The sequence below is a fragment of the Pseudomonas sp. GNP014 genome (assembly GCF_054344005.1).
Map to the genome: position 1 here is coordinate 2,514,274 of NZ_JBTGUS010000001.1, position 18,259 is coordinate 2,532,532.

13 protein-coding genes and 1 pseudogene are annotated in these 18,259 nt (G+C 60.5%); 4 read left to right on the forward strand and 10 right to left on the reverse strand.

The window, feature by feature from the left end:
- Positions 1-74 precede the first annotated feature (74 nt).
- The 3 genes and pseudogenes from ACXX9E_RS11180 to ACXX9E_RS11190 form a co-directional block, all read right to left on the reverse strand.
- Positions 75-884 carry a putative RNA methyltransferase gene (locus ACXX9E_RS11180; RefSeq protein ID WP_123465056.1) on the reverse strand — a complete coding sequence of 270 codons (810 nt, stop codon included), beginning with the start codon at positions 882-884 and terminating at the stop codon, positions 75-77.
- Positions 884-2,036, reverse strand: a pseudogene (dapE, locus tag ACXX9E_RS11185) (succinyl-diaminopimelate desuccinylase). The gene ACXX9E_RS11180 and the pseudogene dapE overlap by 1 nt, the downstream one beginning before the upstream one ends.
- Positions 2,037-2,274: 238 nt before the next feature.
- Positions 2,275-4,866 (reverse strand): glycosyltransferase, encoded by a 2,592-nt coding sequence (locus ACXX9E_RS11190; protein WP_123465060.1) that lies wholly within the window; start codon positions 4,864-4,866, stop codon positions 2,275-2,277.
- Between the two features lie 214 nt (positions 4,867-5,080).
- Here ACXX9E_RS11190 and tcdA point away from each other — a divergent pair, with 214 nt between their 5' ends.
- Entirely contained in the window at positions 5,081-5,899 is an 819-nt protein-coding gene (tcdA, locus tag ACXX9E_RS11195; protein ID WP_437180211.1) for a tRNA cyclic N6-threonylcarbamoyladenosine(37) synthase TcdA, read from the forward strand.
- Positions 5,900-6,014: 115 nt separating this feature from the next.
- On the opposite strand, the gene ACXX9E_RS11200 is transcribed toward tcdA, so the two are convergent.
- From ACXX9E_RS11200 to ACXX9E_RS11215, 4 genes are all read right to left on the reverse strand, one after another.
- On the reverse strand, positions 6,015-6,419 hold the full coding sequence (locus ACXX9E_RS11200) for a SufE family protein (RefSeq protein WP_186745109.1): 405 nt from the start codon (positions 6,417-6,419) through the stop codon (positions 6,015-6,017).
- Positions 6,416-7,621, reverse strand: coding sequence for an aminotransferase class V-fold PLP-dependent enzyme (locus tag ACXX9E_RS11205; RefSeq protein ID WP_458555434.1), 1,206 nt, complete (start codon positions 7,619-7,621; stop codon positions 6,416-6,418). Before ACXX9E_RS11205 ends, ACXX9E_RS11200 begins: the two co-directional genes overlap by 4 nt.
- A 131-nt stretch (positions 7,622-7,752) precedes the next feature.
- Positions 7,753-8,787, reverse strand: coding sequence for a 2,3,4,5-tetrahydropyridine-2,6-dicarboxylate N-succinyltransferase (dapD, locus tag ACXX9E_RS11210; RefSeq protein ID WP_123465068.1), 1,035 nt, complete (start codon positions 8,785-8,787; stop codon positions 7,753-7,755).
- 32 nt (positions 8,788-8,819) lie between these two features.
- A complete protein-coding gene (locus tag ACXX9E_RS11215) occupies positions 8,820-9,182 on the reverse strand; it encodes an ArsC family reductase (RefSeq protein ID WP_123465070.1) in 363 nt (120 codons plus the stop codon).
- A gap of 293 nt (positions 9,183-9,475) precedes the next feature.
- Between ACXX9E_RS11215 and ACXX9E_RS11220 the strand changes: the two genes are divergently transcribed.
- Positions 9,476-11,107 carry a Na+/H+ antiporter gene (locus ACXX9E_RS11220; RefSeq protein ID WP_123465072.1) on the forward strand — a complete coding sequence of 544 codons (1,632 nt, stop codon included), beginning with the start codon at positions 9,476-9,478 and terminating at the stop codon, positions 11,105-11,107.
- A gap of 48 nt (positions 11,108-11,155) precedes the next feature.
- Here the strand turns inward: ACXX9E_RS11220 and dapC are convergent, their stop codons facing one another.
- The 3 genes from dapC to map are packed head-to-tail and all read right to left on the reverse strand — an operon-like array spanning position 11,156 to position 15,925.
- On the reverse strand, positions 11,156-12,355 hold the full coding sequence (dapC, locus tag ACXX9E_RS11225) for a succinyldiaminopimelate transaminase (protein ID WP_422495974.1): 1,200 nt from the start codon (positions 12,353-12,355) through the stop codon (positions 11,156-11,158).
- A 43-nt stretch (positions 12,356-12,398) separates the two neighbouring features.
- Positions 12,399-15,101, reverse strand: coding sequence for a [protein-PII] uridylyltransferase (locus ACXX9E_RS11230; RefSeq protein WP_123465076.1), 2,703 nt, complete (start codon positions 15,099-15,101; stop codon positions 12,399-12,401).
- Between the two features lie 41 nt (positions 15,102-15,142).
- Positions 15,143-15,925, reverse strand: a complete 783-nt coding sequence (gene map, locus ACXX9E_RS11235) for a type I methionyl aminopeptidase (RefSeq protein WP_007964271.1) — start codon at positions 15,923-15,925, stop codon at positions 15,143-15,145.
- 373 nt (positions 15,926-16,298) lie between these two features.
- Here map and rpsB point away from each other — a divergent pair, with 373 nt between their 5' ends.
- Together rpsB and tsf are read left to right on the forward strand one after the other, a co-directional pair.
- On the forward strand, positions 16,299-17,036 hold the full coding sequence (gene rpsB, locus ACXX9E_RS11240; RefSeq protein ID WP_003222119.1) for a 30S ribosomal protein S2: 738 nt from the start codon (positions 16,299-16,301) through the stop codon (positions 17,034-17,036).
- 190 nt (positions 17,037-17,226) lie between these two features.
- The gene (gene tsf / locus ACXX9E_RS11245; protein WP_123465078.1) at positions 17,227-18,090 is read left to right on the forward strand and encodes a translation elongation factor Ts; all 864 of its coding nucleotides are present in this window, start codon (positions 17,227-17,229) and stop codon (positions 18,088-18,090) included.
- The last annotated feature ends 169 nt before the right edge of the window (positions 18,091-18,259 follow it).

Sequence of the window (18,259 nt, forward strand, 5' to 3'; positions counted from 1 at the left end):
GATGTCCTCACTGCGGGTCTGAAAAATCCATTCGCGGATTTAGCCGGCCCCGGGCACTCGCCCGAGACCAAAAGTTATTGAAGAACGAAATAATCGTAGCGCATCGACACGGTGGTCACGAACGGCTCGGCCTGTTCGATCACCGCTGCACGACGCTCGGCACTGGCGCGCCAGCCGTGAGGTGTCATTGCCAGCAGGTTGGCGCGATCCTCGGGCTTGTCCAGCGTCAGTTTGAATTCCAGGGTTTCGCTGTGCGCCAGCGCCATGCCTTCGGGCACCAGGGCCAGATGCTTGTCGTCGGTGTATTCGCGCACTTCGTCGTACAGCCGTTCGCGCAGTTCCATCAGATGGCCGCTGGTCGGGCCGACCTTCATCAGGCCGCCGCCGACACTGAGCAGGCGCTTGGCCTCTTCCCAGTCCAGCGGGCTGAAAACGCTGGCGAGAAACTGGCAACTGCCCGACGCCAACGGCACGCGGGCCATGCTGGCGATCAACCAAGTCAGGGCCGGGTTGCGCTTGCAGGCGCGTTTGACGGCTTCGCGGGAGATGTCCAGCGCGTAGCCATCTGCGTTCGGCAAAGCCTCGGCGATCTGTGCGGTGTAGTAACCCTCGCCACAACCGATATCGACCCAGCGATCCGGGGCGTAACTCGCCGCCAGTTCGGCCAGGCGTTTGGCCACCGGCGCATAATGCCCGGCATTCAAGAAGTCGCGGCGCGCCTCGACCATGGCCTGGTTGTCGCCGGGATCGCGGCTGTTTTTGTGCTGCACCGGCAACAGGTTCAGGTAACCCTGACGCGCACGGTCGAAGCGGTGGCCGGCGGGGCAGACCACGCCGTTGTCCACGCTGTTCAGCGGTTCACTGCAGATCGGGCACGCGAGCATCAGGCGAGCAACTTGATCAGGGTCTGGTAGTAGATCTCGGTCAGTACGTCGAGATCGGCTGCCAGCACGCGCTCGTTGACCTGGTGAATGGTCGCGTTGACCGGGCCCAGCTCAACCACCTGGGTGCCCATGGTCGCGATGAAACGGCCATCGGACGTACCGCCACTGGTGGACGCCTTGGTCTCGCGGCCAGTGATGTCGCGGATGCTCGACGACACCGCGTCGAGCAGCGCGCCCGGCTGCGGTGAGGAACGGCAGGCCGGACAGCGCCCAGTCGATGTGCCAGTCCAGACCGTGTTTGTCGAGGATGTCGGCTACGCGCTTCTGCAGGCCTTCGACGGTCGATTCGGTGGAAAAGCGGAAGTTGAACACCGCCACCAGATCGCCCGGGATCACGTTGGTCGCGCCGGTGCCGGAGTTGACGTTGGAAATCTGGAAGCTGGTCGGCGGGAAAAAATCGTTGCCGTGATCCCAGTGCTCGGCAGCCAGTTCGGCCAGCGCCGGGGCGGCGAGGTGGATCGGGTTCTTCGCCAGATGCGGGTAGGCCACATGGCCCTGAACACCGCGAACAGTGAGCTTGGCACCGAGGGAGCCGCGCCGACCGTTTTTCACCACGTCGCCGACCAGGGTAGTGCTCGACGGTTCGCCGACGATGCACCAGTCCAGACGTTCGTTGCGCGCTGCCAGCCGTTCCACCACAGCCTTGGTGCCGTGGTGCGCCGGGCCTTCCTCGTCGCTGGTGATCAGGAACGCGACCTTGCCTTTGTGGTTCGGGTAGTCGGCGACGAAGCGCTCGGCGGCCACGGTCATCGACGCCAGGCTGCCTTTCATGTCCGCTGCGCCACGGCCGCAGAGCATGCCGTGTTCATCAATGACGGCGTTGAACGGGTCGATCTGCCAGGCGCTCACCGGACCGGTCGGCACCACGTCGGTGTGGCCGGCGAAGCACAGCACCGGGCCTTCGTCGTTGCCGTGGGTGGCCCAGAAGTTATCCACATCCTCGATGCGCATCGGCTCCAGGGTGAAACCGGCATCGCCCAGGCGCTGCATCATCTGCTTCTGGCAATCGGCGTCGACTGGCGTCACGGACGGGCGGCGGATCAGGTCGATGGCGAGTTGGAGGGTCGGCGAAAGGTCGGCGTGGGCCGTCATGGAAAACTCCGGGATCATGAATTTGAGCGAGGGCCAATGTGGGAGCGAGCTTGCTCGCGAAAGCGGTGTATCAGGCAACATAAGGGTTGAATTTTACAAAGCCTTCGCGAGCAAGCTCGCTCCCACGGGGATTGGGTTCGGTCAGTTACACCGCGTATCACGCCAAGCCCCGCAAAATGGCGGTTATCTTAAAGCAAAACGGCGACCATTGGCCGCCGTTTAGTGCTTCGTCGAGGAATTAGACGACAGGCGCCGGCTCAGGCGCCGCCGAAGGTTTCGGCAGCGACGAGAGGAACGCCATGATCAGTGCCGCGACGTAAGGCAGCGACTGCACCAGCAGCATCGCCACCCAGAAGCGCATGTCGTTGCTCGGAATGCCTTGCACCAGGTAGATCCCCAGCGCCGCGCCCCACAGCAGCAACATGATGAACAGCTCTTCCCGTGCTTCGGAAATCGCCACCCAGAAGCCATGGTTGTCGGCGTTTTTCGGTGTGCGGAAGAACGGAATGCTGCTGGTGAAGAAGCCGTACAGCACCGCTTTGGCGATGGTGTGCGACAACGCCAGCCCGGCCAGCGCCGCGCAGAACGCATCCTTGAGGTTCACGCCGACGGCGCGACGGTACAGGAAGATGATCTTGCCGACCTTGAACACGAACAGCGCCAACGGCGGGATCGCGAAAATCAGCAGCGGCGGATCGACCCGTTGCGGCACGATGATCATCGCCGCCGACCACAACAGCGCGCCGACGGTGAAGAAGATGTTCATGCCGTCCGCGACCCACGGCAACCAGCCCGCAAGGAAGTGGTAACGCTGACCACGGGTCAGCTCGGTGTCCTTGCCGCGCAACAGGCTGCCGGTATGGCGCTTGATGATCTGGATCGCGCCGTAAGCCCAGCGGAAACGCTGTTTCTTGAAGTCGATGAAGGTATCCGGCATCAGGCCCTTGCCGTAACTGTCGTGGTAATACGCCGCCGACAGGCCTTTTTCGAACACGCGCAGACCCAGTTCGGCGTCCTCACAGATGCACCAGTCGGCCCAGCCCAGTTCTTCCAGGACCGAGCGGCGGGTCATGGTCATGGTGCCGTGCTGGATGATCGCGTCACGGTCGTTGCGGGTGACCATGCCGATGTGGAAGAAGCCTTTGTATTCGGCGTAGCAGAGCTTCTTGAAGGTGCTTTCGTTCTGGTCGCGGTAATCCTGCGGCGACTGCACCACGGCGATTTTCGGATCGGCGAAGTGCGGCACCATGTGCTTGAGCCAGTTCGGGTGCACGCAGTAGTCGGAGTCGATCACCGCGATCACTTCGGCGTCCTTGGCGGTGTGCGGAATCAGGTAGTTCAGCGCGCCGCCCTTGAACCCGGCCAAGGGCGAGACGTGGAAGAACTTGAAGCGCGGCCCCAGGGTTTCACAGTAGTCGCGCACCGGCTCCCAGACTGCGGGGTCTTTGGTGTTGTTGTCGATGATCAGGACTTCATAGTCCGGATAATCGAGGGCAGCCAAGGCATCGAGGGTCTGTTTGACCATGTCTGGCGGCTCGTTGTAGCAGGGCACGTGAATAGAGACTTTCGGTCGATAGTCCGAATCACCGATTACCGGCAGGAATTCGCGTCGCCGCTTGTGAATCCACACCGCTTCGGCCAGTTCATGGGCCTCGGTGAGCAGCACGATAAATACCCCGAGCGCACCCAGCGCCAAGAGGAAACCCACGGTCAGACTGAACCAGGTGCTGTATTGCTGGCTGTAGTCGTAGCCGATCCACACCAGCACCGAACCGCAGAGAAACGCGATAAAGGTCAGGAAGGTACGGCCGCGCTGACGCAGGGCCGAACCGTCGATCATCAGCAGGGTCAGCGACAGCAGCGCCAGCACCACCGAACCGATGGCCAGTACGCGCCATTGCGGGATCGCCACCACCGGGCCTTCGAAGTTGAACTTCTGCTGACGCGCGGCGTTGAATACGCCCCAGTAGGCGCCCACCGAACCTTCGTCACTGGCCTTCCACGGCTGGTCGAAGGCTTCGATCACGAAGTAGTTGAAGCCCTGACGGTTAAGTTTGTTGACCAGCGTGCGCAGGTATATCGCCTGATCCGCCGGCGACGCATCGGCGCCACCGCGCATGCGACCGTTGCTCGGCCAGCCGACCTCGGACAGCAGCAGCGGTTTTTTCGGGAACAGCTTTTTCAGGTCGCGGGCGCGGTCGAAGACGAACTGCCCGGCCTTGTCCACGGGAATGAATTCCCAGTAGGGCAGGACGTGCGCCGCGATCAGGTCGACGTGCTTGGCCAGTTCCGGATGTTCTTCCCAGACGTGCCATTGCTCGGAGGTGGTCACCGGCACCTTGACGGCCGCCCGCACGCGATCAAGCAGCACGCTCAGTTGTTCGGCGGTGATTTCCTTGCGGAAGATCGCTTCGTTGCCGACCACCACGCGAACCACGCTGCGCGAAGTGTTCGCCAGTTCGATGGCGCGCTGGATTTCCCGCTCGTTGCGTTCCTGGTCAGGGCTGATCCAGATCCCCAGCGTCACGCGCAGACCGAATTCTTCCGCCAGTTTCGGGATGTCCTGCAGCGAACCGTCGACCGAGTAGATGCGGATGTTGTCCGTCAGCTTGCTCATGATCTCCAGGTCGCGGCGCATTTCATCGTCAGTCGGATACTGATCCTTCTGTGGGAATTGTCCCTGTTGGAATGGCGAATAGGAGAAACCGGAAATCTGCTCCGGCCAGTTGGGCGCGGAGACCGGGCGGTTGATCAGCGCCCAGAAACCGGTGAACAGGGCGGCGATTGCCAGAACCACCACCAGGTTGAGACCAAATTTACGCGATGACATAGCTATTTCGGGTTCCAAAGGCTGTGGAACGAAGGAACGGATCGGCTTACGCCAAAAGGGCGCGAATCCTACACCGGCACTCCACTAGTCGTACACAAGACAAGGAAATGCCGGATATTGGGCATCCGACTTTGACTTAAGTTCTTACACTTTTAGCTCGAAGGTTAAAACTTGTCGCTGCGTAGCCCTATAATGCGCGCCGGTTTTTGGGGTAATGGTCATGAGTACAGAAGATCCACGGTTTGCAGGCATCGCCCGTTTGTATGGCATCGAGGGTCTCGAGCGCCTGCGCGCGGCCCATGTGGCGATCGTTGGCGTCGGTGGCGTCGGCTCCTGGGCGGCGGAAGCCATGGCCCGCTGTGGTGTCGGCGAGATTTCGCTGTTCGACCTCGACGACGTCTGCGTCAGCAACGCCAACCGGCAGTTGCATGCGCTGGACAGCACCGTTGGCAAACCCAAGGTCGAAGTGATGGCCGAGCGCCTGCGCGGGATCAACCCGGACTGCACGGTGCACGCCGTGGCCGATTTCGTCACCCGCGAGACCATGGCCGAATACATCACGCCGAACATTGACTGCGTGATCGACTGCATCGACGCGGTCAACGCCAAGGCTGCGCTGATTGCCTGGTGCAAGCGGCGCAAGATCCAGATCATCACCACCGGCGGTGCGGGCGGGCAGATTGATCCGACGTTGATTCAGGTGTGCGACCTGAACCGTACGTTCAACGATCCACTGGCTTCAAAAGTGCGTTCGACCTTGCGTCGCGACTACGGCTTCTCGCGCACCGTGACCCGCCATTACAGCGTGCCGTGCGTGTTCTCCACCGAACAGCTGCGCTATCCGAAACCGGACGGCAGTATCTGTTTGCAGAAGAGTTTTGTCGGCGATGGCGTGAAGCTCGACTGCGCCGGCGGGTTTGGCGCGGTGATGATGGTGACGGCGACATTCGGCATGGTCGCGGCGACCAAGGCGGTGGACAAGATTGTGGCGGGTGTCCGGCGCCCGGTGGATCGGCTCAAGCCTCAGGTTTGATGTCGGGGCTTATGGCCTCATCGCTGGCAAGCCAGCTCCCACAGGTATTTGGTTGGTTCACTGCATTTGTGAAGACCATAGAGCCCTATGGCAGCTGGCTTGCCAGCGATGGCGATTAACCTGCCAACTCATTCATCCGCTGAAGTACGGCATTGAGACCATTACTGCGCGAAGGCGAGAGTTGCCGCGAAAGCCCCAGTTCGTTGAACCAGTCCGGCAGATCCACTTGCTGCAATTCAGCAGCGCTCAGACCATTGACCCGCAACAGCAACAACGCCACCAACCCGCGAATCATCCGCGCATCACTACTTGCCGAAAACTGCCAGTGGCCGTCATTCAGCGAGCCCACCAACCACACTTGGCTTTCACAACCATGCACGCGGTTGGCGTCGTTTTTATCTGCATCGTCCAGCGGTGGCAGGCGATCGCCAAACTGCATCAGCAACCGCGCACGCTGTTCCCAACCGGCGGCATTCTGAAAAGTGTGCAGCGCTTCGGCAGCGGCGGGCGGCAGACTCATCGCAACAACTCCAGCGCCTGATCCAGCGCTTCGAAGAAGCGTTCCAGATCCTCGGAATCGTTGTACAACGCCAGCGAAACACGAATCGCCCCGGCCAGCTCCAGGCTTTTCAGCAACGGCATGGCGCAGTGATGCCCGGCGCGCACGGCAATGCCTTGCTCGGTCAGCAGGTGCGCCAGATCGGCGTTGTGCACGCCTTCGACGACAAAACTGGCCAACGCCAGTTGCGGCTTGCCCAGCAGACGGATGCCATTGCGAGCGTGCAGGCCCTTGAGCAGATAGTCATGCAGCGCCGCTTCGTGCGCGGACACTGCGTCCTGGTCCAGGCCGGCCAGGTAGTCGAGGGTCGCACCGAGGCCGATCACGCTGGCGATCGGCGGCGTACCCGCCTCGAAACCCAGCGGAGCAGGGCGAAAACGTGAATCGTGATAATTGGCTTCCAGCACCATTTCGCCGCCGAACTGCCAGGGCTTCAGTTGCTCAAGCGCCTTGTTGCGCCCGAACAGCACGCCGAGGCCATCGGGGCCGTACAGCTTGTGGCTGGAAAACACATAGAAGTCACAACCCAGCGCCTGCACGTCGTGGCGACCGTGCACCACACCTTGCGCGCCATCGACCACGGTCAGGGCGTTCTGTGCCTTGGCCATGCCCAATAGCGCTGGCAATGGCTGCCAGGCACCGAGCACATTGGATAACTGACTGACCGCCAGCAAACGTGTACGTGGGCCGATCAGATGCACGGCGGCCGCGAGGTCGATAAAACCGGCGGCATCCAGCGGCAGGATCACCAGTTTCAGGTCGCGCCGCTGCGCCAGTTGCTGCCACGGCAGCAGGTTGGCGTGATGCTCCAGGGCGCTGATGACAATTTCATCGCCCGGGTGGAAAAGATGTTCCAGGCCATAGGCCAGGAGATTCAGCGCACTGGTGGCGCCGTGAGTGAAGATGATCTGCCCGCTGTCACCGGCATTCAGCCACTGGGCCACCTTGAGCCGACTGTCTTCGAACGCCTGCGTCGCGTGAGCGCCGGGCAGGTGCTGCGCACGATGCACATTGGCCGCGCCGTTGGCGTAGTAATGCGTCAGTGCGTCAAGCAGGGCTTGCGGTTTTTGCGTGGTGGCGGCGTTGTCCAGATAGGTCTGGTCTTGCCGTTGCAGGGCGGCGATGGCCGGAAAGTCGGCGCGCCAGGGGGAGGGAATCATCATTTGTTCAGCCCTGTGAACTTGGGCGGGATGTACACAAGACACTGTGGGAGCGAGCCTGCTCGCGAAGGCGTTCTTGAATACGCCAAAAGCTTCGCGAGCAAGCTTGCTCCCACAGGAGGTCGATGTGCTGCTTAGTTGTGAGCGTGCAGCGCTTCGTTCAGCTCGATTGCCGATTTGTGGGTTTTGCACTCCACGGCACCGGTTTCCGAGTTGCGACGGAACAGCAGGTCAGTCTGACCGGCCAGCTCACGCGCCTTCACCACCTTGACCAGGTTGTTGTGCTCGTCCAGCAGTGCCACCTTGGTGCCGGCGGTCACGTACAGGCCCGACTCGACGGTGTTGCGGTCGCCCAACGGGATACCGATACCGGCGTTGGCACCGATCAGGCAGCCTTCGCCGACCTTGATCACGATGTTGCCGCCACCCGACAGGGTGCCCATGGTCGAGCAGCCGCCGCCCAGATCCGAGCCCTTGCCGACGAACACGCCAGCGGACACGCGGCCTTCGATCATGCCCGGGCCTTCGGTGCCGGCGTTGAAGTTGATGAAGCCTTCGTGCATCACGGTGGTGCCTTCGCCCACGTAGGCACCCAGACGCAGACGCGCAGCGTCAGCGATGCGCACGCCGGCCGGAACCACGTAGTCGGTCATTTTCGGGAACTTGTCCACCGAGAACACTTCCAGCAGCTCGCCGCGCAGGCGGGCTTCGAGTTGCATCTCGGCCAGTTCGCTCAGGTCGATCGCGCCCTGGCTGGTCCAGGCCACGTTCGGCAGCAGCGGGAAGATCCCGGCCAGGCTCACGCCGTGCGGCTTGACCAGACGGTGGGACAGCAGGTGCAGCTTGAGGTAGGCCTCAGGTGTCGAGGTCAGCTGTGCGTCTTCCGCCAGCAGGGTGGCGACCAGCGGCTTGTGGCTCTCGGCCAGACGGGTCAGCAGCTTGCCTTGCACGGCGTCGATGCCTTTGACCGCTTCAGCCAGTTGCGCAGCCTGCGCGGTGGTGAAGGCGATGGCCTGGTTGCCTTCGGTGTAGCCGAGGATCGGCGCAACAGCGGCGACCAGTTCGGCCGACGGGTTGAGCAGTGGCTGGGCGTAAAACACTTCCAGCCACGCGCCTTGACGGTTCTGAGTGCCGACACCAAAGGCGATGCTGAACAGGGATTTGGACATGTGAATACCTCTAGCAATAAGTGACGGGCTGCTTACTGGAGTGCAGCCGCGTAGATGTCTGGCTTGAAGCCAATCAGGGTTCGGTCACCGAGATCGAGCACCGGGCGCTTGATCATCGAGGGTTGAGCGAGCATCAGTTCGATGGCTTTCGACTGGTCGAGATCGGCTTTACGTTCGTCGTCGAGTTTGCGAAAGGTCGTGCCTGCACGGTTCAACACCGTTTGCCAGCCGTGCTCGTCACACCATTGAGTCAGGTGCTCACGGTCGATACCGGCGGTTTTGTAATCATGAAAGTCGTAGCTGACAGCGTGTTCATCGAGCCAGGTGCGCGCCTTCTTCATGGTGTCGCAGGCTTTGATGCCGAAAAGGTGCAACGTTTTACTTGAAACGGTCAAGGAATCGCCCCCTTTACAGGTGCTGGAGAAAAATGGTGTCGGATTATGCCATGACCAAACCGGTTCGCGGCGCCTCAGGTCGATTTGGCAATGCAAAACCCTGTGGGAGCGAGCTTGCTCGCGAAGGGGCCGTGTCAGTCAAAATCTCTGTTAATGACACACCGTATTCGCGAGCAAGCTCGCTCCCACATTGGTGCGGCGTGTACGCGTGCGACATAGGTGCAAACGCCAGACGCATCCTAAGCGGCTAATATGGCAGTTCAACGCTGTCGATCGTCTGAGATTTCCGCTTTATGCAAACCGCTTATACCGTCCTGATCCTGCTGATGCTGGTCAGCGTCTCGCGGCTGGTCGGACGGGTCATCCCGCTGCCGCTTCCTCTGGTGCAAATCGCCGCTGGCGCCTTGCTCGCCTGGCCGACCCTCGGTCTGCACGTGGCCCTTGATCCCGAATTGTTCCTGTTTCTATTCCTGCCACCGTTGCTGTTTTCCGATGGCTGGCGCATGCCCAAGCGCGAGTTCTGGCAGTTGCGCGGGCCGATTCTGACCCTGGCGGTCGGACTCGTTCTGTTCACCGTGGTCGGAGCGGGTTACTTCATTCATTGGCTGCTGCCGACGATTCCGCTGCCGGTGGCTTTCGCCCTGGCCGCCGTGCTGTCGCCGACGGATGCGGTGGCCGTCTCGGCGATTTCGCAGAACCGCTTGCCGACGCCACTGATGCACATGTTGCAGGGCGAGGCGCTGATGAACGACGCGTCAGGCCTGGTGACATTCAAGTTCGCCCTCGCTGCCGCAGTGACCGGAGTATTTTCGCTGGCCAATGCCAGTCTGACGTTTGTACTGGTGGCGGTTGGTGGTCTGGCGGTGGGCGTCGCGCTGAGCTGGCTGGTCGGGCGCTTGCGTGCGTGGATGATCGCTCGCGGCTGGGATGATCCGGCCACCCACGTGGTGTTCATGTTACTGCTGCCTTTCGCGGCGTATGTGCTGGCCGAGCGGTTGGGCGCTTCCGGCATTCTTTCGGCGGTGGCGGCGGGGATGATGCAGAGCTGGCTCGATCTGTTGCCCCGCCAGACCAGCACCCGCTTGCTCAATCGCAGCGTCTGGTCATTGCTGGAGTTTGCCTTCAATGGTTTGATCTTCCTGCTGCTGGGCCTGCAATTGCCGGACATCATCAAAGCCGTGGTCAGCCACGAGCCGACGTTGTGGCCGACGCTGTTCTATCGCTGCCTTGATGTCGTGGCGATTTTCCTCGCGCTGGTACTGCTGCGGTTTATCTGGGTGCAGAGTATCTGGCGCTTGTCGGTGCTGCTGCGACGTTTGCGCGGCAAGGGCGAGCTGACGCAAGTGCCGACGGCGCGTTCCTGCTGGCTGTTGACTGTCGGTGGGGTGCGAGGTGCGGTGACGCTGGCCGGTGTGATGTCGGTGCCGATGCTGATGGGTAGCGAGGCTTTCCCCGAGCGTGACCTGCTGATCTTCATCGCCGCCGGGGTAATTCTGCTGTCGCTGATCTCGGCATGTATCGCGCTGCCACTGTTGCTGCGGGGCATCGAAAAAAGCCCGGATGACAAGCGCCGTCAGGAAGTGCGCGATGCCTGGCGCAAGACTGCCGAGGCGGCGATCCATGCGCTGGAAACCGAAGAGGTCGCCCCGCAGGACGCCGCTCAGGCGGCACTCTCGGCGGAACTGAAAGCGCGGATCATGTCCGAGTATCGCCATCAACTTGAGGTCTTCAACGATTCCGCCGAAGCCCAGGCGTTGGCGTTTCAGATGGATCTGCTGGAGCGCCGGCTGCGTTTGAAGGCCCTACGGGCGCAGCGCCTCGAACTGTATAGCCTCAGTCGGCAGCATCAGATTGGCGATGACGTGTTGCGGGAGGTCTTGGGTGAGCTGGATTTGAGTGAGGCGAATCTGGGACAGGTCAAATAGCCTGCGGATTTGCCCGCGCCAGAGCGTCTGGCGCGGGCAATCGGATGCTTACTTGTGCCGTGTGATGAAGGCGCGAATACGTTCCGCCGCTTCGACGCATTCAGCCAGTGGCGCAACCAGTGCCATGCGCACGCGACCGGCACCCGGGTTGACACCGTCTACATCGCGGGACAGGTAGGAGCCGGGCACCACGGTCACGTGTTCTTCGGCAAACAGCTCCCGGCAAAACGCCGCGTCATCACCTTGCACGTTTGGCCACAGGTAGAAACTGCCATCCGGACGCTGCACATCCATCACCGGGCTGAGGATTGCCAGGACCGCGTCGAACTTCTCGCGGTACAGCGCACGGTTGGCGCGCACGTGCACTTCGTCGTTCCACGCGGCCACGCTGGCCAGTTGCGTTTGCACCGGCATCGCACAGCCGTGGTAGGTGCGATACAGCAGGAAGCCCTTGAGGATGTCGGCATCACCCGCGACGAAACCGGAGCGCAGGCCTGGCAGGTTGGAGCGTTTGGACAGGCTGTGAAACACCACGCAGCGCTTGAAATCCTTGCGGCCCAGTTCGACGCAGGCGCTGAGCAGGCCCGGCGGTGGCGTCTGTTCGTCGAAGTACAGTTCGCTGTAGCACTCGTCGGCGGCGATGACGAAGTCGTATTCGTCGGCCAGGGCGATCAGTTTTTTCAGCACATCGACCGGAATCAGTGCGCCGGTCGGGTTGCCCGGCGAGCACAGGAACAGGATCTGGCAGCGTTTCCAGATTTCTGGCGATACCGCGTCGAAGTCCGGGTTGAAGCCATTCTCGTCCAGGCATGGCAGGTAGTGCGGCTTGGCGCCGGCGAGAAACGCCGCGCCCTCGTAGATCTGATAGAACGGGTTCGGGCTGACCACCAGGGCGTCATCGCCACGGTTGACCACGGTCTGGGTGAAGGCGAACAACGCTTCACGGGTACCGTTGACCGGCAGCACATTACGCGCCGGGTCAATCCAGCCGCTCGGCACGCCGAAACGACGCTCGCACCAGCCAGCGATGGCTTCGCGCAGGGCCGGGATGCCGAGGGTGGTCGGGTATACCGCCATCTGATCCAGACTGTTGGCCAGCGCTTCGGCGACAAAACTTGGCGAACGGTGTTTCGGCTCGCCGATCGACAGAGCGATCGGGCGTTTGTCCGGATTTGGCGTTACGGTGCCGAGCAGGGCGCGGAGCTTTTCGAACGGGTACGGCTGGAGCTGGTTCAGAGCGTTGTTCATTGGGGCAGGGTCTCTCGCAAAGCCATTTGAATCCGGGGCGCCATCAGATACTGATGCGCGACAATTTGATATCGGGTTCCTGATTGACGCTCAGTTGCTCAACGATCGCATCCTGCAGACGGCTGCACAGCAACGGGTCGGACAATGGTTGGTTGTGGGCGTCGGTGATGAAGAACACGTCTTCCACCCGCTCGCCCAGGGTCGCAATCTTGGCGTTCTGCAGCGACAGGTCGAACTCGAGGAAAATCCCGCCGATGCGTGCCAGCAAACCTGGCCGGTCAGGCGCGGTCAGTTCCAGCACGGTCACCGGACGCTGGGCGTCGTTATGGATCGTCACCTGCGGTGCAAAGGCGAAGTGCTTGAGCTGGCGCGGGACCCGGCGCTGAATGATCGTCGGGTAGTCGTCCGGGTTGCGCAGGGCTTCGGTGAGGCCTTCGCGTATCTGCTTGATCCGCGCCGGGTTGTCACCGATGGATTCCCCGTCGTTGTCGAGCACAATGTAGGTATCGAGGGTGAACTGGCTGCTGGACGTGATGACCCGGGCGTCGTGAATGTTCAGGTTGAGCTGGTCCATTGCTGCCACGGTCACGGCGAAGAAGTCGTGTTGGTCCGGGGCATAAATGAAGATCTGCGTACCGCCCTCGAATTCGCGCTGGGTGGTTTCCTTGATCAGTACCAGCGGCCCGCCATCGGCCGGCTGCTGCAGGATCGCATCGCTGTGCCAGGCCACGTCGCCGGCGGTGTGCCGCAGGAAATAGTCATCGCCCAACTGCGCCCACAATTGCTCGACGTCGTCCGGATCGGTGCCGCCGCGCACCAGAATATCCAGCGCAGCGCTTTGGGTCTGGCGGATCTGTTCTTCACGATCCACCGGGTTCTCCAGGCCGCGACGCAAGGCGCGCTTGGTCTCGGTGTAGAGCTGGCGCAACAGGCTGGCGCGCCATGAATTCCACAGGGTCGGGTTGGTCGCGTTGATGTCGGCCACGGTCAGCACGTACAGGTAGTCGAGGCGGGTTTCGTCGCCGACGGCCTGAGCGAAATCGTGGATCACTTGCGGGTCGGACAAATCCTTGCGCTGGGCAGTGGTCGACATCACCAGATGGTTTTGCACCAGCCAGACAATCAGGCGGCTGTCCCACACCGGCAATTGATGGCGCTGGCAGAACGCCTCGGCATCGACCGCGCCGATTTCCGAGTGATCGCCATGCCGGCCCTTGCCGATGTCGTGGTACAGCCCCGCCATGTAAATGAGTTCGGGCTTGGGCAGCTTGGCCATGAGCTTGGCCGCCAGCGGGAATTTTTCCGACACCTGGGTGTACTGCAACTTACGCAGGTGTTTGATCAGGTTCAGGGTGTGCGCATCAACCGTATAGATGTGGAACAGGTCGTGCTGCATCTGCCCGACGATAAAGCCGAACTCCGGCAGGTAACGCCCGAGAATGCCGTAGCGATTCATCCGCCGCAGATTGCGGTGGATGCCGATCTTGCACTTGAACAGCTCGATGAACAGGCTGGTATTGCGGATGTCGTTGCGGAAATTGTCGTCGATCAGGTGACGGTTCTCCCGCAGCAGACGAATGGTGTCTGCCCGTACGCCTTTGATTTCCGGCTGCTGGGCCATCAGCACGAAAATCTCGAGCATGGCGAACGGCGTGCGGCGGAACACGTTGTCGTTGCGTGCTTCGATATAGCCGTCATGCAGTTGGAAGCGCGAATTGATTGGCTGCGGCGGTGCTTCATCTTCGGGGGCGAGGATGACTTCCTCGAAATGCTGGATGATCAGGTCGCTGAGTTGAGCGATGCTCATCACGACGCGGAAATACTGTTGCATGAAGTTTTCGACGGCCTGCTTGGCGTCGTCACCTTCAAACCCCAGCAAACCGGCGATGGTGCGCTGATGATCGAACAGCAGGCGGTCTTCGGCGCGACCGGCGAGCATGTGCAGGGCGTAGCGCACCTTCCAGAGAAATTCCTGGGAGGAGGCCAGCAGTGCGTTTTCACTCTCGACCAGAAAGCCTTCGCCGGCCAGGGCGCGCAGGTTGAGGGTGCCGTATTGACGACGGGCCACCCACAGAATCGTCTGGATATCCCGCAGGCCGCCCGGCGAGCCTTTGACGTTGGGTTCCAGGTTGTACTCGGTGTCGTTGTATTTGTGGTGACGGGCCTTCTGTTCGGCGCGCTTGGCCAGGAAGAACTCCTTGGCCGGCCACATGTGCGCAGTGCTGGTGACGTCGAGCATGCGCTGGCGCAGATGCTCGGGGCCGCAGATGGTGCGGCTTTCCATGAGGTTGGTGACCACCGTCAGGTCGGCACGGGCCTCTTCGGCGCACTCGTCGACCGAGCGAACGCTCTGACCTACTTCCAGGCCGATGTCCCACAGCAAGGTCAGAAAGCGCTCAATGGAATCACGGAAAACTTCGTGATCGGCGCTGTCCAGCAGGATCAGCAAGTCGATGTCGGAATAGGGATGCAACTCCCCCCGGCCATAACCGCCGACCGCAACCAGCGCGATGTCGGCGTCCTCGCTCCAGTTGAACTGCTCCCAGGCCTTTTGCAGGATATTGTCGACGAACCAGGCGCGGTCTTCGATCAGCCTGCGGATATCGCGGCCACTGCGAAAGCGCGCGTCGAGCACTTCGCGTGCCTGGCGGATCGCCTTTTTGAACGCCGCGATAGGACTCGCTTTCAGAGCCAGTTCTGCCTGGAACTGGCCGCGGTCGAAGAGTTCGGGATCCACCTGCGGCATCGGTTGGCTTTCCTTCTATATAAGGCTGGGAGCGTTGCGGATCAGGCCGATACGCGCGGGATGGTGTCGTCGGCGCGCAGGGTGAAGATCTCGTAGCCGGTGTCGGTGACCAGCAAGGTGTGTTCCCACTGCGCCGAGAGTTTGCGGTCCTTGGTGATCGCGGTCCAGCCGTCACCCAGCACCTTGGTGTCGGCCTTGCCCTGGTTGATCATCGGTTCGATGGTGAAGGTCATGCCGGCCTTCAGTTCCATGCCGGTGCCGGCGCGACCGTAGTGCAGGATCTGCGGTTCTTCGTGGAACACCTTGCCGATGCCGTGGCCGCAGAATTCGCGGACCACCGAGAAGCCATTCTTTTCCGCGTGCTTCTGGATGATTTCGCCGATATCGCCGAGGCGGCAGCCAGGTTTGACGATCTCGATGGCCTTGTACATGCATTCCTGAGTGACTTGCGACAGGCGCTCGGCCCAGACCGGTACTTCGCCGACGTGGAACATGCGGCTGGTGTCACCGTGGTAGCCGTCCTTGATCACGGTCACGTCGATGTTCAGGGTGTCGCCGTTTTTCAGCGGCTTGTCGTTCGGAATACCATGGCAGACCACATGGTTGATCGAAGTGCAGATCGACTTCGGGTAACCCTTGTAATTCAGTGGGGCGGGGATGGCCTGCTGCACGTTGACGATGTAATCGTGGCAGATCTGGTTCAGTTGATCGGTGGTAACGCCCGGTTTGACGTGTTCGGCAATCATTTCCAGCACATCGGCGGCCAGTTTGCCGGCGACACGCATGCCAGCGATGTCCTCGGGGGTTTTGAGGTTGACGGTCATACAGGCTCTCTCTGCGCTCGGCGGCGCTTGTTGATACGTATTGGGTGGCACATGTGCGTTTTGCGACCCTGAAAAACCCGATTCTAACAGACGAAAGGAGCAAATCCGCGCCTGCGTGCATCGTGTCTCTCTATACAATGGTGCGCTTGAAGGCGATTCCAAGGGGGCTGCGTCCATGTCCCGGGTGCGATTACAGATTCCGGGTTCCGTTTCTGCGCACCCTGTGGTATAAAATGCGCCGCTTTCCGGGGATACCCCGAAAAGCTTAAATCCACACACGTGTCGACACGATGACCTGGGTGCTTTTGGCTTTATGCCACTGGTTGGTCATTGGGATACGTGGAGGCCAAACCCGACTTATTAAGGAACTATCATGTCCCAAGTCAACATGCGCGATATGCTGAAGGCCGGTGTGCACTTCGGTCACCAAACCCGTTACTGGAATCCGAAAATGGGTAAGTACATTTTCGGCGCGCGTAACAAGATTCACATCATCAACCTTGAAAAAACCCTGCCAATGTTCAACGAAGCTCTGACTTTCGTAGAGCGTCTGGCCCAGGGCAAAAACAAGATTCTGTTCGTCGGCACCAAGCGTTCCGCTGGCAAGATCGTTGCTGAAGAAGCAGCACGTTGCGGTTCGCCGTACGTCGATCACCGCTGGTTGGGCGGCATGCTGACCAACTTCAAAACCATTCGTGCTTCCATCAAGCGTCTGCGTGACCTTGAAGTTCAAGCCGAAGACGGTACTTTCGCCAAGCTGACCAAGAAAGAAGCGCTGATGCGCTCCCGTGACCTGGAAAAGCTGGATCGCTCCCTGGGCGGCATCAAGGACATGGGCGGTCTGCCTGACGCACTGTTCGTGATCGACGTTGACCACGAGCGCATCGCGATCACCGAAGCCAACAAGCTGGGCATCCCGGTAATCGGCGTTGTCGATACCAACAGCAGCCCGGAAGGCGTTGACTACATCATCCCAGGTAACGATGACGCCATCCGCGCTATCCAGCTGTACATGGGTTCGATGGCTGACGCTGTTATCCGTGGTCGCAACAACGTTGCTGGCGGCACTGTAGAATTCGCAGCTGAAGAAACTCAGGCTGCAGCTGAGTAATTGACGCCTTGGCGTTGACTCAGTAAGCAAAAAGGGGGCTTGGCCCCCTTTTTGCCACCTCGAAAACCATTTGTCGGCGGCGCAGCTACAGCATCTGTAACGTGCAGCGGCTACAAGCTGGTTCGGGAAGAATTGAACGCCCGTTCGATCGGGTGGAATGGTTGAAAACCTATCCAAGAGGAATTTGAAAATGGCAGCAATTACTGCAGCGTTGGTTAAAGAACTGCGCGAGCGTACCGGCGAAGGCATGATGGACTGCAAGAAAGCCCTGGAAAAGGCTGACGGCGACATCGAAAAAGCCATTGATGACATGCGTGCTTCGGGCGCGATCAAGGCTGCGAAAAAGGCTGGCAACGTTGCCGCTGAAGGCGCAATCGCAATCAAGGACGACGGTAAAGCTGCCGTTATCCTGGAAGTGAACTCGCAGACCGACTTCCTGGCCCTGCAAGACGACTTCAAAAACTTTGTTGCTGCCAGCGTTGAAAAAGCCTTCGCTGACAAGCTGACCGACGCTGCTCCGCTGATCGCTGCTCAAGAAGCCGCTCGCGAAGCACTGGTTGCCAAAGTAGGCGAGAACGTCAACATCCGTCGTCTGACCCGTATCGAAGGTGACGTTGTAGGTTCGTACCTGCACGGCAACAAGATCGGTGTTGTTGTGGCTCTGAAAGGCGGTGACGTCGAGCTGGCCAAAGACATCGCGATGCACGTAGCTGCCAGCAACCCTGAGTTCCTGCTGCCTTCGCAAGTTTCGGCTGAAGCGATCGAGCGTGAAAAAGCTGTGTTCATGCAGCTGAACGAAGAGAAGATCAAAGGCAAGCCAGAAAACATTGTTGAGAACATGGTCAAAGGCCGTATCAGCAAGTTCCTGGCAGAAGCGAGCCTGGTTGAGCAGGCGTTCGTCAAGAACCCTGAAATCAAGGTTGGCGAGCTGGCCAAGAAAGGCGGCGCAGAAATCGTTTCCTTCACCTACTTCAAAGTAGGCGAAGGCATCGAGAAGCCGGTCGACAACTTCGCTGAAGAAGTTGCTGCCCAGCTGGCTGCAGCCAAGCAATAAGACGGTTTTTCAACTGTCGCCCGAAAGAGGCTGCCCGCTCACGCGCGCAGCCTCTTTTCAGATGGGGTTACCAATTTTTAATTGGTTTCCACTTGGAACTGACTTACAAAGCCATGTTCCGATGGCGCTGAAGCAGCGCCAAGCTAGAGTGAACGCCAGCTGTAAACAG